The sequence below is a fragment of the Myceligenerans salitolerans genome, from assembly GCF_017349295.1.
GTDB lineage: Bacteria > Actinomycetota > Actinomycetes > Actinomycetales > Cellulomonadaceae > Myceligenerans > Myceligenerans salitolerans.
Window position 1 is genome coordinate 1 of record NZ_JAFMPK010000009.1, and the last position, 14057, is coordinate 14057.

At 72.1% G+C, this 14057-nt stretch carries 13 protein-coding genes; 11 read left to right on the forward strand and 2 right to left on the reverse strand.

The window, feature by feature from the left end; all coding sequences use genetic code 11:
• The first annotated feature begins 145 nt into the window (after nucleotides 1–145).
• Genes gatC through J0911_RS00410 form a run of 4 tightly spaced genes read left to right on the forward strand, consistent with a single transcriptional unit; the run spans nucleotide 146 to nucleotide 4058 of the window.
• A complete protein-coding gene (gatC, locus tag J0911_RS00395) occupies nucleotides 146–442 on the forward strand; it encodes an Asp-tRNA(Asn)/Glu-tRNA(Gln) amidotransferase subunit GatC (RefSeq protein ID WP_192861885.1) in 297 nt (98 codons plus the stop codon).
• Nucleotides 443–445: 3 nt separating this feature from the next.
• On the forward strand, nucleotides 446–1969 hold the full coding sequence (gatA, locus tag J0911_RS00400) for an Asp-tRNA(Asn)/Glu-tRNA(Gln) amidotransferase subunit GatA (protein ID WP_207273424.1): 1524 nt from the start codon (nucleotides 446–448) through the stop codon (nucleotides 1967–1969).
• Nucleotides 1966–3477, forward strand: a complete 1512-nt coding sequence (gene gatB, locus J0911_RS00405; RefSeq protein WP_207273425.1) for an Asp-tRNA(Asn)/Glu-tRNA(Gln) amidotransferase subunit GatB — start codon at nucleotides 1966–1968, stop codon at nucleotides 3475–3477. The genes gatA and gatB overlap by 4 nt, the downstream gene beginning before the upstream one ends.
• Nucleotides 3474–4058: a GNAT family N-acetyltransferase gene (locus J0911_RS00410; protein ID WP_207273426.1), complete on the forward strand. Its 585-nt coding sequence runs from the start codon at nucleotides 3474–3476 to the stop codon at nucleotides 4056–4058. The genes gatB and J0911_RS00410 overlap by 4 nt, the downstream gene beginning before the upstream one ends.
• Before the next feature lie 40 nt (nucleotides 4059–4098).
• Here J0911_RS00410 and J0911_RS00415 read toward each other — a convergent pair whose 3' ends face one another.
• Nucleotides 4099–4635: a DoxX family protein gene (locus J0911_RS00415; RefSeq protein ID WP_207273427.1), complete on the reverse strand. Its 537-nt coding sequence runs from the start codon at nucleotides 4633–4635 to the stop codon at nucleotides 4099–4101.
• 183 nt (nucleotides 4636–4818) lie between these two features.
• On the opposite strand from J0911_RS00415, the gene ilvD reads away from it, so the two are divergent.
• The 4 genes from ilvD (at nucleotide 4819) to J0911_RS00435 (ending at nucleotide 9360) form a co-directional block, all read left to right on the forward strand.
• On the forward strand, nucleotides 4819–6681 hold the full coding sequence (ilvD, locus tag J0911_RS00420; RefSeq protein ID WP_207273428.1) for a dihydroxy-acid dehydratase: 1863 nt from the start codon (nucleotides 4819–4821) through the stop codon (nucleotides 6679–6681).
• Between the two features lie 87 nt (nucleotides 6682–6768).
• The gene (locus J0911_RS00425) at nucleotides 6769–7563 is read left to right on the forward strand and encodes an ABC transporter permease (protein ID WP_207273429.1); all 795 of its coding nucleotides are present in this window, start codon (nucleotides 6769–6771) and stop codon (nucleotides 7561–7563) included.
• Nucleotides 7556–8386 (forward strand): ABC transporter permease, encoded by an 831-nt coding sequence (locus J0911_RS00430; RefSeq protein ID WP_207273430.1) that lies wholly within the window; start codon nucleotides 7556–7558, stop codon nucleotides 8384–8386. The genes J0911_RS00425 and J0911_RS00430 overlap by 8 nt, the downstream gene beginning before the upstream one ends.
• Nucleotides 8383–9360, forward strand: coding sequence for an ABC transporter ATP-binding protein (locus tag J0911_RS00435; RefSeq protein WP_207273431.1), 978 nt, complete (start codon nucleotides 8383–8385; stop codon nucleotides 9358–9360). Before J0911_RS00430 ends, J0911_RS00435 begins: the two co-directional genes overlap by 4 nt.
• On the opposite strand, the gene J0911_RS00440 is transcribed toward J0911_RS00435, so the two are convergent.
• The gene (locus J0911_RS00440; RefSeq protein WP_207273432.1) at nucleotides 9330–10649 is read right to left on the reverse strand and encodes a cytochrome P450; all 1320 of its coding nucleotides are present in this window, start codon (nucleotides 10647–10649) and stop codon (nucleotides 9330–9332) included. The two genes, J0911_RS00435 and J0911_RS00440, sit on opposite strands and share 31 nt — an antisense overlap.
• Before the next feature lie 71 nt (nucleotides 10650–10720).
• Between J0911_RS00440 and J0911_RS00445 the strand changes: the two genes are divergently transcribed.
• From J0911_RS00445 to J0911_RS00455, 3 genes are all read left to right on the forward strand, one after another.
• Complete coding sequence (locus J0911_RS00445) at nucleotides 10721–11941, forward strand: 3-oxoacyl-ACP synthase III family protein (protein ID WP_307864843.1); 1221 nt, start codon at nucleotides 10721–10723, stop codon at nucleotides 11939–11941.
• Between the two features lie 50 nt (nucleotides 11942–11991).
• Nucleotides 11992–12753: a glycosyltransferase gene (locus J0911_RS00450; protein ID WP_207273433.1), complete on the forward strand. Its 762-nt coding sequence runs from the start codon at nucleotides 11992–11994 to the stop codon at nucleotides 12751–12753.
• 143 nt (nucleotides 12754–12896) lie between these two features.
• Complete coding sequence (locus J0911_RS00455; protein ID WP_307864844.1) at nucleotides 12897–14039, forward strand: cytochrome P450; 1143 nt, start codon at nucleotides 12897–12899, stop codon at nucleotides 14037–14039.
• Nucleotides 14040–14057: the final 18 nt, after the last annotated feature.

A 14057-nucleotide genomic window follows, 5' to 3' on the forward strand; every position in this document is an offset into this window, starting at 1 on the left:
GGAGAGTAGGACGCCGCCGGACCCCTCTTCATGAAGGCCCCCACTCACACACGTGAGCGGGGGCCTTCAACACACCCACAGACCAACCCCCCCCACACGCCCAGCCACGAACACCCCCGCGCCCTGTCGCCACTAGACTTGCGGCATGTCCACCATCTCCCGAGACGAGGTCGCGCGCGTCGCGGGCCTGGCCCGGATCGACCTGCGTTCCGACGAGGTCGACCGTCTCGCGGGTGAGCTCGACGTCATCGTCGAGTCCATCGCGCGGGTCAGCCAGGTTGCCACCGCCGACGTCCCCGCGACGAGCCACCCGATCCCGCTCACGAACGTGTTCCGCGACGACGTGCCGCAGCAGCCGCTCCCGCAGCAGGACGTCCTGGCGGCAGCCCCGGAGCAGGAGGACGGCCGGTTCCTCGTCCCGCAGATCCTCGGCGAGGAGTGAGAGATGACCAGTGACATCACGCGCCTGAGCGCGTCAGAGCTCGCCGCGGCGATCGCCGGCGGCACCGTGTCCAGCGTGGAGGCCACGCAGGCCCACCTGGACCGCATCGCGCACGTCGACGGCGACCTGAACGCCTTCCTGCACGTGAGCTCCGAGGAGGCGCTGGCGACCGCGGCCGACGTCGACTCCCGGCGTGCGGCAGGTGAGGAGCTCGGTCCGCTCGCGGGCGTCCCGATCGCCGTGAAGGACGTCGTCGTCACGAAGGGCCTGCCCACGACGGCGGGCTCGAAGATCCTCGAGGGCTGGATCCCGCCGTACGACGCCACGCTCGTCGAGCGCATCAAGGCCGCCGGACTCCCGATCCTCGGCAAGACCAACATGGACGAGTTCGCGATGGGCTCCTCCACGGAACACTCCGCCTACGGCAACACGAAGAACCCGTGGGACCTCGAGCGCATCCCGGGCGGTTCCGGCGGCGGTTCCGCCGCCGCCGTCGCCGCACACGAGGCACCGCTCGCCATCGGCACCGACACCGGCGGCTCGATCCGTCAGCCGGGCGCCGTGACCGGCACGGTCGGCGTCAAGCCCACCTACGGCGGCGTCTCCCGGTACGGCCTCATCGCCATGGCGAGCAGCCTCGACCAGGCGGGCCCGGTGACGCGCACGGTTCTCGACGCCGCCCTGCTGCACGAGCTCATCGGCGGCCACGACCCCCACGACTCGACCTCGATCGCCGAGCCGCTGCCCGCTCTCGCGGAGGCCGCGCGCCAGGGAGCCACGGGTGACCTGAGCGGCCTGCGTGTCGGCGTGGTGAAGGAACTTTCCGGTGAGGGCTACCAGGACGGCGTCAGCGCGCGGTTCACGGAGTCGCTCGACACGCTGCGCTCGCTCGGCGCCCAGGTGGTCGAGGTCTCGTGCCCCCACTTCACCTACGCGCTCGACGCGTACTACCTGATCATGCCGGCGGAGGCGTCCAGCAACCTCGCCAAGTTCGACGGCATGCGCTTCGGTCTGCGGATCGAGCCGGCCGACGGCCCCGTCACGGCGGAACGCGTCATGGCGGCGACCCGTGGCACCGGCTTCGGCGACGAGGTCAAGCGCCGCGTCATCCTCGGCACCTATGCCCTGAGCGCCGGCTACTACGACGCGTACTACGGCAGCGCGCAGAAGGTGCGCACGCTCGTGCAGCGCGACTTCGCCGCCGCGTTCGCGCAGGCGGACGTCCTCGTGTCGCCGACCGCGCCCACCACGGCGTTCAAGTTCGGCGAGAAGCTCGACGACCCGCTCGCGATGTACCTCAACGACGTGGCGACGATCCCGGCCAACCTCGCCGGCGTCCCCGGCATGTCCGTGCCGAACGGACTGTCCGACGGCCTCCCGGTCGGCTTCCAGATCCTCGCCCCGGCGAAGGCCGACGACCGTATGTACCGAGTCGGTGCCGCCCTCGAGGCGGCGCTCGAGAAGACCTGGGGCGGGCCGCTGCTGGCCCAGGCCCCCGAGCTGAAGACCACGGAGCTGACCCGATGACCGCCGCACCGACCACCGATCTCGTGGCCTACGACGACGCCGTGCGCCGCTACGACCCGGTCCTCGGCATCGAGGTGCACGTCGAGCTCGGCACACGGACCAAGATGTTCTGCGCGGCCGAGGTCGAGTTCGGCGGCGAGCCGAACACGCAGACCACGCCCGTGTCCCTCGGACTGCCCGGGGCGCTGCCCGTGGTCAACGGCACCGCCGTCGAGTACGCGATCCGCATCGGCCTCGCGCTCAACTGCCAGATCGCGGAGTCCTGCCGGTTCGCGCGGAAGAACTACTTCTACCCGGACGTCCCGAAGAACTTCCAGACGTCGCAGTACGACGAGCCCATCGCGTACGACGGCTGGATCGACGTCGAGCTCGAGGACGGCGAGACGTTCCGCGTCGAGATCGAGCGCGCACACATGGAGGAGGACGCCGGCAAGAACACGCACGTGGGCGGTACGACCGGCCGCATCCACGGCGCGGAGTACAGCCTCGTCGACTACAACCGCGCGGGGATCCCCCTCGTGGAGATCGTCACCAAGCCCATCGAGGGTGCGGGTGAGCGGGCGCCGGAGGTGGCGCGCGCCTACGTGCAGACGCTGCGCGACATCTTCCGCGCACTCGGCGTGTCCGAGGCCCGGATGGAGCGCGGCAACGTGCGCGCGGACGTCAACGTCTCCCTGCGTCCCAGCCCGGACCTGCCGTTGGGTACCCGCACCGAGACGAAGAACGTCAACTCCTTCCGCTCCGTCGAGCGCACGGTGCGGCACGAGATCTCCCGGCAGGCGGCCGTCCTCGACGCGGGTGGCGTCGTGATCCAGGAGACGCGCCACTGGCACGAGGACACCGGCATCACGACGTCGGGCCGTGTGAAGTCCGACGCGGAGGACTACCGCTACTTCCCCGAGCCGGACCTCGTCCCCGTCGCGCCGAGCCGCGAGTGGGTCGAGGAGATCCGGGCCAGCCTGCCGGAGATGCCCGCGGCACGCCGTCGTCGGCTCCAGCAGGAGTGGGGGTATGCCGACGCGGAGATGCGCGACGTCGTCAACGCCGGCGCCATCGACCTCATCGAGGCGACCGTGGCCGGGGGAACCTCGCCCGCCGGCGCCCGCAAGTGGTGGATGGGCGAGCTCGCCCGGCGCGCCAAGCAGGCCGACGTCGCGCTCGCGAGCATGGCGGTCACCCCGGCTCAGATCGCCGAGCTCGAGCAGCTCATCGCGGCCGGCACGATCAACGACAAGCTGGCCCGCCAGGTGCTCGACGGCGTGCTCGCGGGCGAGGGCGACCCGGCCGCGGTCGTACGGTCGCGCGGACTCGAGGTCGTGTCGGACGACGGCGCGCTGCTGGCGGCCATCGACGAGGCGCTCGCCGCGCAGCCCGACATCGTGGAGAAGGTGCGCGGCGGCAACCAGGGTCCCGTCGGCGCGATCATCGGTGCGGTGATGAAGGCCACCAAGGGGCAGGCGGACGCGAAGCGCGTGCGTGAACTCGTGCTGGAGCGGATCGGACAGTGACCAGAGGGCCGGTGCTGCACGGCGAGCTGGTGCGCCTGCGGCCGATCGAACCGCGCGACGCCGACCGTCTCTGGGAGGCGGTCCAGGACCCGGAGGGCATGCGCCTGACGGGGACGACGGAGACGTTCACGCGGGAGCAGATCGACAAGTGGGCGGCGGTCGTCTCGGACCGCCCCGGCAGGTTCGACTGGGCCGTCGTCCCGGCGGCCGTGCGCGACGGCGTCCCGGTCAGCGACGAGCTGATCGGCGAGATCGTGCTGAACGACATCGACCCGCAGAGGCGGTCCGCGAACCTGCGGTTGCAGATGCTGCCGAACTATCGCGGCCGCGGATACGGGCGCGAGGCGATCGAGGAGGTGCTCCGGTTCGCCTTCGTCGGTGACCCGGAGCACCCCGGCCCCCGGCTGCACCGGGTCGGGCTCGACGTCCTGAGCATCAACCCGCGGGCGAAGGCCCTGTACGAGTCGCTGGGCTTCCGTGAGGAGGGGCGCCTGCGTGACGTCTACCCGGATGGTGACGGCTGGTCGGACGCGTACGTGATGAGTGTCCTGGAGGACGAGTACCGGACCGCGAACGACTGACCGCGGACGACCGGCCGCGATGTCGGTCGTCCGCGTGGCGTCAGCGGAGCCAGGTCCGGCTTCCCGGGATGCCGGAGGCGGCCCAGGCGCGGCCGAATCCCCACACGTCGCCGGCTCGCGCGACGGCGACGGTGACGGCGAGAGCCCCGTAGATCACGTGGGTGTCGACGATCGGGTTGTTCGAGCCGGGCGCGAAGGTCCACGCGGAGAGCCACAGCAGGGTCATGATGAGCGCCCCTGACGCCGCGGCGATCCGCAGCCCGATACCGAGCAGCAGGGCGATGCCCGTGCCGGCCATTCCGGCGATGAACAGCACGTCCGAGACAGGGTTCGCGAGGCCGCCGAAGAAGCCGCCGAGGGGCCCCTCGATGTGCCCCAGGTAGCCCGCGGTGGGCGAACTGCCCGTGGTGAGCCATGCCGCATCCGCGGGGGTGGCGTAACCGAGGCCGAACGACTTGTCGAGTGCGGGCCAGAGGAACACGAAACCCAGGAGGATGCGGCACAGGGCGAGCATCCGGGCGGTGGGGGACTCGGAGGCGGTTTGGGGAGTCGCTGGCGCGATCTTGGTGGAAGTCATGCGCCGAATCGTGCGGCGGTGCGGGGAGTGTGCGGCAGCCCATAAAACGTTTATGCGAGGATATCGGATCTGTGGTGGCGCCGTCGGCGCCGCAGGTCTGAGCCCGTCGGCGCCGCCCCTGCCGGGTGTCCGTAGTGTGACCCGTGCGTGTCAGGTGCCGGACAGCGCGACTATCGTGACCGCATGAGTCGTCCGCTGCGATCCCGCACCTCCACGCACGGCCGGAACATGGCCGGTGCCCGCGCCCTCTGGCGTGCCACCGGCATGGGTTCGGAGGACTTCGGCAAGCCGATCATCGCGATCGCGAACTCGTACACGCAGTTCGTCCCGGGCCACGTGCACCTCAAGGACATGGGTGACCTCGTGGCGGGTGCCGTCCGGGAGGCCGGCGGCGTGGCCAAGGAGTTCAACACGATCGCCGTCGACGACGGCATCGCGATGGGGCACGGCGGCATGCTGTACTCGCTCCCGAGCCGCGACCTCATCGCCGACTCGGTGGAGTACATGGTCAACGCACACACCGCCGACGCGCTCGTGTGCATCTCCAACTGCGACAAGATCACGCCCGGAATGCTCAACGCGGCGCTCCGGCTGAACATCCCCGCGATCTTCGTCTCCGGCGGGCCCATGGAGGCCGGAAAGGCGATCGTCGCCGACGGCGTCGCCAGGACCCCCCTCAACCTCATCAACGCGATCAACTACTCGGCCGACGAGAACGTCGACGACAAGGCCCTCGGGATGGTCGAGGAGAACGCCTGCCCGACGTGCGGGTCGTGCTCGGGAATGTTCACCGCGAACTCGATGAACTGCCTCACCGAGGCGCTCGGGCTCTCCCTGCCGGGCAACGGCTCCACGCTCGCCACGCACGCCGCACGCAAGGAACTCTTCCTGAACGCCGGCCGCACCATCGTGGACCTCACGCGCCGCTATTACGAGAACGAGGACGACACGGCCGCGCCCCGCGGGATCGCCACGAAGGATGCCTTCACGAACGCCATGGCGCTGGACGTCGCGATGGGTGGCTCCACGAACACCGTGCTGCACATCCTCGCGGCGGCGCAGGAGGCCGAGGTCGACTTCACGCTCGCGGACATCGAGGAGCTCAGCCGGCGTGTGCCCTGCCTGAGCAAGGTGGCGCCCAACCACCCGAGCTTCCACATGGAGGACGTGCACCGGGCGGGCGGCATCCCGGCGCTGCTCGGTGAGCTGGACCGCGCCGGCCTGCTGGCCCGTGAGGTCACCACCGTGCACACCCCGACGATGCGTGAGTGGCTCGACGACTGGGACATCCGCGGTGGGAAGGCGACCGACGAGGCGCTCGAACTGTTCCACGCCGCGCCCGGCGGCGTGCGCACCACGCAGGCGTTCTCGACCTCGAACCGCTGGGAGTCGCTCGACACGGACGCCGCCGAGGGCTGCATCCGCGACATCGAGCACGCGTACACCGTCGAGGGCGGCCTCGCCGTGCTGCGCGGGAACCTCGCCGAGGACGGCGCCGTCTTCAAGACGGCCGGCGTCGACCCGGACGTGTTCCGGTTCCGCGGCCGGGCGCTCGTCTGCGAGTCGCAGGACGAGGCCGTCGAGAAGATCCTGACCAAGCAGGTCGAGCCCGGCCACGTCGTCGTCGTGCGGTACGAGGGGCCGGCCGGCGGGCCGGGCATGCAGGAGATGCTGTACCCGACGTCCTTCATCAAGGGCCGCGGCCTGGGCAAGCAGGTCGCGCTCATCACCGACGGGCGCTTCTCGGGCGGGTCGAGCGGGATCTCCGTCGGGCACGTCTCCCCGGAGGCCGCCGCCGGTGGCACGATCGGGCTGGTCGAGGACGGGGACGAGATCTCGATCGATGTCGAGGCGCGATCCATCGTGCTGCACGTGCCCGACGACGTGCTGGCGGAGCGGCGCCAGAAGATGGAGTCGTCCGAGCGTCCGTGGCAGCCTGCCGCGCGCGACCGGTACGTGTCGCCCGCGCTGCGTGCCTACGCCGCGCTCGCCACCAGCGCCGACAAGGGCGCGGTGCGAGACCTGTCGCGGCTCCCGGCACGCTGAGAGGTCGCGAGCAGGCAGCGTCGTCGCTCCGGACACCGCGAAATGGCGTTGCCCCCTGAGCCGACGGACGACTAGGGTCTCGCGCTTGTGCGCGTCTACGCCCGGATCCTCGCCGCGGGTTTCCGCACCCAGTCCCGCTACCTCCCCGCCGCGTTCGCCGGCCTGCTCGCCAACGCCACGTTCGGCCTGCTCAAGTCCGGAATCCTGCTGACCCTCGTCGACGACGGCGGGGGCGAGCTCGACGGGTACACCGCCGGGACGATGGCCGCCTACGTGTGGCTGAGCCAGGGCCTGCTCGGATCGGTGAACATCTGGTCCCTGCCGAGCTCGGCGGAGCGGATCAAGTCCGGAGACATCGCGGTGGACTTCCTGCGTCCGGCCGACGTGCAACTCGCGAGCATCGCCGACGACGTCGGCCGCGGCCTGTTCGCGCTGATCCCGCGCGGTCTCCCGAGCGTGGGCGTGGGCGTGCTCCTGGTGGGCATGGCGATGCCGGCTCAGGTGCTCCCGTACGCGCTCGGCGCGGTGAGCCTCGCGCTGGGCATCACGCTCTCGCACGCCCTGGCCTACCTGCTCGGCACGGCCGGGTTCTGGCTCGTGGAGGTACGCGGCCTGCAGGTGCTGTACATGGGCGTGGCGGGCCTGCTGACGGGCCTGATCACGCCGGTCTGGCTGTTCCCCGGCTGGCTGGAGGCGATCGCCGTCGCCACCCCGTTCCCCGCCGTGATGATGTACCCGATCGACGTGCTCAGCGGCCGGACCACCGGCACCGACGCGCTGTGGCTGCTCGCCGTGCAGGCGGGCTGGCTGGCGCTCGCGCTCGCCGCGGGCCAGGTCGCGACCCGGCTGGGGAGGCGCACGCTGGAGGTGCAGGGTGGGTGACGGCCTCGCCGGCAGGGCGAGCGAGTTGGTGCGTCCCTACCGCGCCGTGCTCGCGTCGCGGGTCCGCGCGCAGCGCGCGTACCGGGCGAGCTTCCGGGCGGACCTGTTCGGCACCGCGGTCGTCGGGCTGACGGAGCTGGCCGAGGTGGTCGTGCTCTTCTCGGCCGCGAACGGGACCCTGGGCGGACTCGACCTCATGCAGGCGCTCCTCGTCTTCGGGCTCGCCGAGCTGGCGTTCTCGAACGCCGACATGCTGTTCGGGCACGTCGACAGCCTCGCGCGGCAGGTACGGTCCGGGACCGTCGACATCCTGTACCTGCGGCCCCAGCCGTTGCTCGCCCAGCTCGTCACCAGCGACATCAGCCTACGGCGCGTCGGACGCTCCGCGCTGGCCGTCGTCGTCCTCGTCGTCGCGCTCGTCGTGAACGACGTCGACTGGGGACCGCGGGCCGTAGCGCTGCTGGCGATGTCACTGGTGTGCGGGTTCGCGATCTTCTGCGCCAACTTCGTCACGGCGGGCGGGCTGCAGTTCTTCCTGCTCAACGCGCAGGAGGTGACCAACGCGTTCGTGTACGGCGGGCGACACGCGTCCACCCAGCCCGCCACCGTGTGGGTGCGCAGCATCACGGTGATCTTCGGGTTCGTGTTCCCCATGGCGTTCTGTGCCTACCTGCCGGCGATGCTGCTGCTCGGCGAGCCCGGCGCGGAATGGCTGCCCGCCTGGCTCGGGTGGTACGCGCCGGCCGCCGCGGCGTGGGCATGGACGGTCGCGCTGCTCGCGTGGCGGGCCGGAGTACGGCACTACCAGGGAGGCGGAGGATGAGCGGGACGACGTCGGACACGATCGTGGAGGTGCGCGGCCTGAGCCGCGACTTCCGGGTGCGCGACGGGCTGAAGGTCCGGCGGCTGACCGCCGTCGACCGGATGACCTGGAGCATCGCCGCGGGCGAGGCGGTCGGGTACATCGGCGCCAACGGCGCCGGGAAGTCCACCACGATCAAGATGCTCGCCGGCATCCTCGTGCCGACCGCCGGCGACGTGCATACCTGCGGGCTGAGACCGGTCAAGGACCGCAAGAAGCTCGCGCGACGGATCGGGGTCGTGTTCGGGCAGCGGTCGCAGCTGTGGTGGGACCTGCCCGTGCGGGAGTCCTTCGGCATCCTCGCCGCGATCCACTCGCTGTCCCGCGCCCGGGAACGGGCCCGCACCGACGAACTCGTCGAGACCCTCGACATGGGCGACTACCTCGGCACGCCCGTGCGGCAGCTGTCGCTCGGGCAACGGATGCGCGCCGAGGTCGCGGCCGCGCTGCTGCACCGGCCGCAGCTGCTGATCCTCGACGAGCCGACCATCGGGCTCGACGTGCTCTCCAAGCAGCGGCTGCGCGAGTTCCTGGTCCGCGAGCGGGCGGAGCACGGCACCACCCTGCTCCTCACCACGCACGACATGGGCGACGTCGAGCGGCTGTGCGACCGCGTCCTCGTGGTGGACCACGGACGGCTCGCCTACGACGGGAGCCTCGACGGGCTCGGCCGGACAGTCGGGGCGGAGCGCGTGCTGGTCGTGGACCTCGCCGAACCGTGCGCCGAGCTCGCCGTGCCCGGCGCGCGGCACCTGCGCAGCGAGGGCGGCGGCCTGCGGCAGCACCTCGCGTTCGACCCGGCCGCGACGACGGCCGCCCGCGTGCTCGCCGCCGTCTCCGAACAGGCCGACGTCCTGGACCTGACGATCGCCGAGCCCGCCGTCGAGGACGTGGTGCGCCGGATCTACGAACGCGCCACCACCAGCTCCTCGTAACCCGGCACGATCACCCGCCGGGCGGCGCGGCGCCGGACCACGCGGAGCGGGACGGCGCCGTCCGCGGGCCACAGCACGCGCAGCAGCGCGGAGATCTCCGCACGCGCGAGCGCCGCGCCGAGACAGAGATGGCGGCCCGCTCCGAACCAGAGCTGGCGGGTCTCCCGGACGTACTCCCGGTCCGCGCGGAACGGTCCCGCGGCCGCGTTCGCCGACCAGACCAGCAGCATGATCCGGTCACCCGCGCGCAGGCGGGCACCGCCGATCTCGACGTCGCGGGAGACGCCGCGTCCGATGACCGACGCAGGGCTCGTCACCCGTAGCCCTTCGCGGACCACCGGCTCCCAGGGGTCCGTGCCCGGTGGAGTCGTGGCGGACGACGAGGTGTCCGCACCGGCGGGTCCGGTGCCGGCCGCACCGGCAGCCAGTGCGGCGAGCAGGCGGTGCTGTTCGCCGGTGTCGACCAGGAGCGCCGTCGTGCGCATCATGGCGCTCGCGGACGTCTCCGTCCCGGCGACCATGAGCAGGCCCGCCAGGCCGGTGGTCTCCTCGAGGCCCAGCCCGAGCTCACGGGCACGGCCCAGGAGGCGCGTCGGGGGTGCGGTACGGAAGGCCTCGGGCACGCCCGCGGTCAGCTCGTCGGTGATGAGCTTCGCCTCGGCGATCGCGGTGGGGGACAGCGTGGTGGACGTGGCGGTGCCCAGGGCGAGCTTCGCGAGCCGCTCGCCGGTGCGGAAGGCGGCGAGCGCCCCGTTGTCGTCGGGCCACGCGGGGGCGGTGCCGGGGCTGGTGTCGGCGTCGGGGCCGGGGCCGGCGGGCGCCGGGATGCCGAGGAGCTCGATCATCATGCGGCCGACGAGCACGCGTGCGGTGTGGGCGATGTCGACGGGCTCGCCGGCGGACAGCCGCGTGCCGACGTCGCTCAGGACCGGTCCCCAGGCCTCCGCCACGAGTTCGGCGGCAGATCTCTCGGTGAACAGGTCGCGGGCGCGCGTGCGCAGGTCGTGGTGGCCCGGACCGTCGAACAGGTCGCGCACCCACTCGCCGAGGATCTGTGCCCAGAGGTCGCCGACGCCGCCCTCGCCCACCATCGTGAAGGATCGGTGGTCCTTGAGGACCTCGCGCGCGACGACGGGGTCACCGGTCACCCAGCCGATACCGGGGACACTGCGGATCGCGGGCCCTGGCAGACGTGCGAGGCCTTGTCCGGCGAGGAGGAGTCCGGCCATCGCGGGGCGCGCTCGCCAGAGCAGCCCGAGCTCGTGCCGGGTGGTGGGCAGCGGAGTCATGGGGAGAGTGTGCCGTGCCGTGCGGCGGACTTGTGTCGGAGGTGTCGGCCAGGGTCGCTACCGTGTGCCAGGTGTCGATAGAAACCACGGCCGCCGTCGAACCTCCGACCGCGGTCGAGCCATCGGCCGCCGTCGTACCGGGGCCGACGCCTCCTGTCGCCTGGATCGCGGGGGTCGCCGTCCATCTACCTGCGGAGACGCGGGACGTCGCTGCGGTCGAGCGGGAGCTGCACCGACGGAACCCGAAAGTGGTGCCGCGGATCCCCATGGTCTCCCGGCTGACAGGTGCGCGGCGGGTCCATGTCGCGGAGGACGACGAGCAGGCGTCCGATCTCGCGGTGGCGGCCGCTCGGAAGGTGCTCGCCGGAGCCGGGCTGGCGCCGTCGGACGTCGACCTGCTGATCTTCGCGTCGGCGTCGCAGGACATGGTCGAACCTGCCACCGCGCACATCACCGCCGCGAAGCTGGGCGCGTCGTGCCCGGTGATGGACGTGAAGAACGCCTGCAACTCGGTGCTGAACGGGATCGAGGTGGCCGAGGCGCTGATCGGTACGGGTCGCTACCAGCGGGTGCTGATCGCCTGTGGTGAGATGCCGAGCCGCGCCGTGCGGCGGGACGTGCCGGACCGGGCGACGTACGCGTTGTCGGCGCCGGGGTACACGATGTCCGACGCCGGTGCGGCGGTGCTCGTCGAGGCGGCGCGCGGCGCTGGTGGGCCGGAGACGCCGGGCTTGCAGGGAGTGGGCTTGCAGGGGACGGGGCTGGACGGGGCCGCTTTGGACACGGCGGGCTTGGGCGGGGCCGCCCTCGACGCGGAGCTCGCCGGCCTGGCGGGGGCGATGCCGTCGGGCATCCTGGCGTCGGCGTTCACGGCGGCGTCCCGGCACTGGGACGTCGGGATGCTGCCGGGTGGTGGCACGTTCAACCCGCGTGATCCCGAACGCAGCTACTTCGAGATCGACGGGTCTCGGCTGCGGGAGGCGTTCGACGAACTCGGACCCGAGGTGGTCGTCGAGGCGATGTCGAAGGCAGGTGTGACGTGGGAGGAGATCGGATTCGTCGCGGTGCACCAGGTGGCCGTGGCCTATCTGGACGACGTGTTCGCAAGCCTGGGAGTGCCCCGGGAGCGCGCGATCGTGACGATCGGCGACCACGGGAACGTGGCCTCGGCGAGCCTGCCGCTGCAGCTCAGCCTGGCGGAGCAGACGGGGCGGCTCCGGCGTGGGGACGTGGCCCTGCTGGTCGGCCTCGCCGGCGGGATCAGCATGGGGGCGATGGTGGTGCGGTGGTGAGCGGGGGTCCGCGGCGGGATGGTGACGCGGGCGGGCAAGGTGACGCCGGGGTGCGGCTGGCCGTCGTCGTCCCGGCGTTGAACGAGGCGCACGAGCACGGGATCGCGCGCACGCTCGAGGCACTGCACGCGCAGGAGGACGACGACTTCGACCTGGTCGTGGTGGACAACGGTTCCACGGACGGGACCGCGGAACTGGTGCACGCGACGATCGCCCGGCTCGGGCGCGGACGGCGGTGGCAGGTGGTGCACGAGCCCCAGAAGGGGACGGGGGCCGCCGCCGACACGGGCATGCGGGTCGCGATCGCCCGCGGGGCGCAGCTTCTGGCCCGCACCGACGCCGACTGCCTGCCACCCCCGGGATGGACGCGAGCCGTCCGGGACGCGTTCCGCACGGGGGACGAGCTGATCGCGGGTCGGCTCGTCCCGCGGACGGACGACCGTCCCGTGTCGCGCGTGCAGCAGTCGGTGCTGGCGGGCGTCGTATGGCTGGCCGGCACGTTCGGCAAGGTGCGCCCCGGGAACCGTGGTGAGGGATACCTGGGCCCCTACGTGATGGCTCCGGGCTGCAACATGGCGATCACGGCGAACCTGTACGAGCGGGCGGGTGGGTTCCCGCGCACCAGGATCGAGGACGTGCACGAGGACCGGGCGCTGGTCAACGCGGTGCGCCGGCTGACGACCGCCTACGGGGAGCATCGCGGGGTGTGGGTACGCGCTTCCACCCGGCGGGTCCACGCGTGGGGTGTGGTGCGGACACTGGGCTGGTACGCGGACCATCGGTACCGGCCCGAGATGGTGGACATCCGGTGACGGGCGGGGGCCGTGGCGCGGGGAGTTCGATGGTGGCACGTCCGTCGGAGGTTCGCCCGGCCGAGGCCCGATGGGAGGAACGCGTCCAGCGCGCCGCACATCCCGTCGCCTATCCCGCGGTGAGGGCGCTTCGGCATCGGCCGGTGGTGCGGATCCCCCGGGTCGGGCTGGTGGTGAACGACGCCACGCTCGCGCGAGAGGTGCTCCTCGACGTCGACCGCTACTCGAAGGTGGGCCCGGGAGCTCCGTCGGACCTGTGGACACCGATCCTCGGGCCGTCCGTGCTGCTGAACATGGAGGGTGCGGAACACGCCGCGATGCGCCGGGCGCTCGGCCCGATCTTCTCGCCACGCGCGGTGCGGGAGCTGGTCAGAGCGCCAGGGCAGGAGCAGGACTCGCGGGAGTCGGGTGCTACGGGACCGCTCGCCGGGATGGTGGCACGCCTCGGTGCGGGTGAGACCGTGGACCTCGCGCGTGTGGTCGCCGACCAGGCCGGAGCGGTGATCTGCGGGCTCGTGGGCCTCCCGCCCACCGATACGGCGGTACGGGAGTCGATGGCCGCGGCGCGGGCGGTGACGGGGATGGTCCGGCTGCATCGGCGTCGGCTCACGACGACACAGGTGGCGTACGCCCGGCGGGTGCTGGGCGAGCTGACGGCGTCCGCGCGCGACGCATACCGCCGGGGCGACGAGTCGACCGTTCCCGGGCGGATGCGCGGACTCGGGCTGTCGGAGCGCGAGGCGATGGGTGCGGTCGGGGCGTTCGTGCTGACGGGCACCGAGACGATCCAGTCGTTCGTGCCGAGGCTGCTCGCGATCGCGCACGACACCGGATGGATGGACCGGCTCCTGGGTTCGGCAGGAGACGGAGATCTGCGCCGCCGCGTCGTCGAGGAGGCGCTGCGGGTGACGGTCCCCACCCCGGCGATGCTGCGGTCGGTGCGCACCGCCGCCGTTCTGGGCGGTGAGCCGGTGCGCGACGGCGACCGGATCGTGATCGCGACGGTGAACTGCTGTCGTGCCGCTGGCGGCTTCGATCCGGAACGACCCGTCGACCCCGACGTGCGGCACCTGTGGTTCGGGGCGGGGCCGCACTTCTGCCTCGGGATGCCGCTGGCCATGGCGCAGGTTGAGGCGGTGCTCGACGCCCTCGCGTCGCTGGCTGCGCACGGTCGGCAACTCGTGGTGGGACGACGACGGCCCGCGCGTGGGGTGCTCGTACCGGCGTACCAGGAACTCGTGCTCGCCGCACCGACGCCAGACCGGAGCCGGAGGGCCGGGACGTGACGAGCGCCCGGAGGGCGG

Coding starts and splice junctions, on each gene's coding strand:
- gatC (WP_192861885.1), top strand. CDS start 146: ATGTCCACCATCTCCCGAGACGAGGTCGCGCGCGTCGCGGGCCTGGCC.
- gatA (WP_207273424.1), top strand. CDS start 446: ATGACCAGTGACATCACGCGCCTGAGCGCGTCAGAGCTCGCCGCGGCG.
- gatB (WP_207273425.1), top strand. CDS start 1,966: ATGACCGCCGCACCGACCACCGATCTCGTGGCCTACGACGACGCCGTG.
- J0911_RS00415 (WP_207273427.1), bottom strand. CDS start 4,635: ATGACTTCCACCAAGATCGCGCCAGCGACTCCCCAAACCGCCTCCGAG.
- ilvD (WP_207273428.1), top strand. CDS start 4,819: ATGAGTCGTCCGCTGCGATCCCGCACCTCCACGCACGGCCGGAACATG.
- J0911_RS00435 (WP_207273431.1), top strand. CDS start 8,383: ATGAGCGGGACGACGTCGGACACGATCGTGGAGGTGCGCGGCCTGAGC.
- J0911_RS00440 (WP_207273432.1), bottom strand. CDS start 10,649: ATGACTCCGCTGCCCACCACCCGGCACGAGCTCGGGCTGCTCTGGCGA.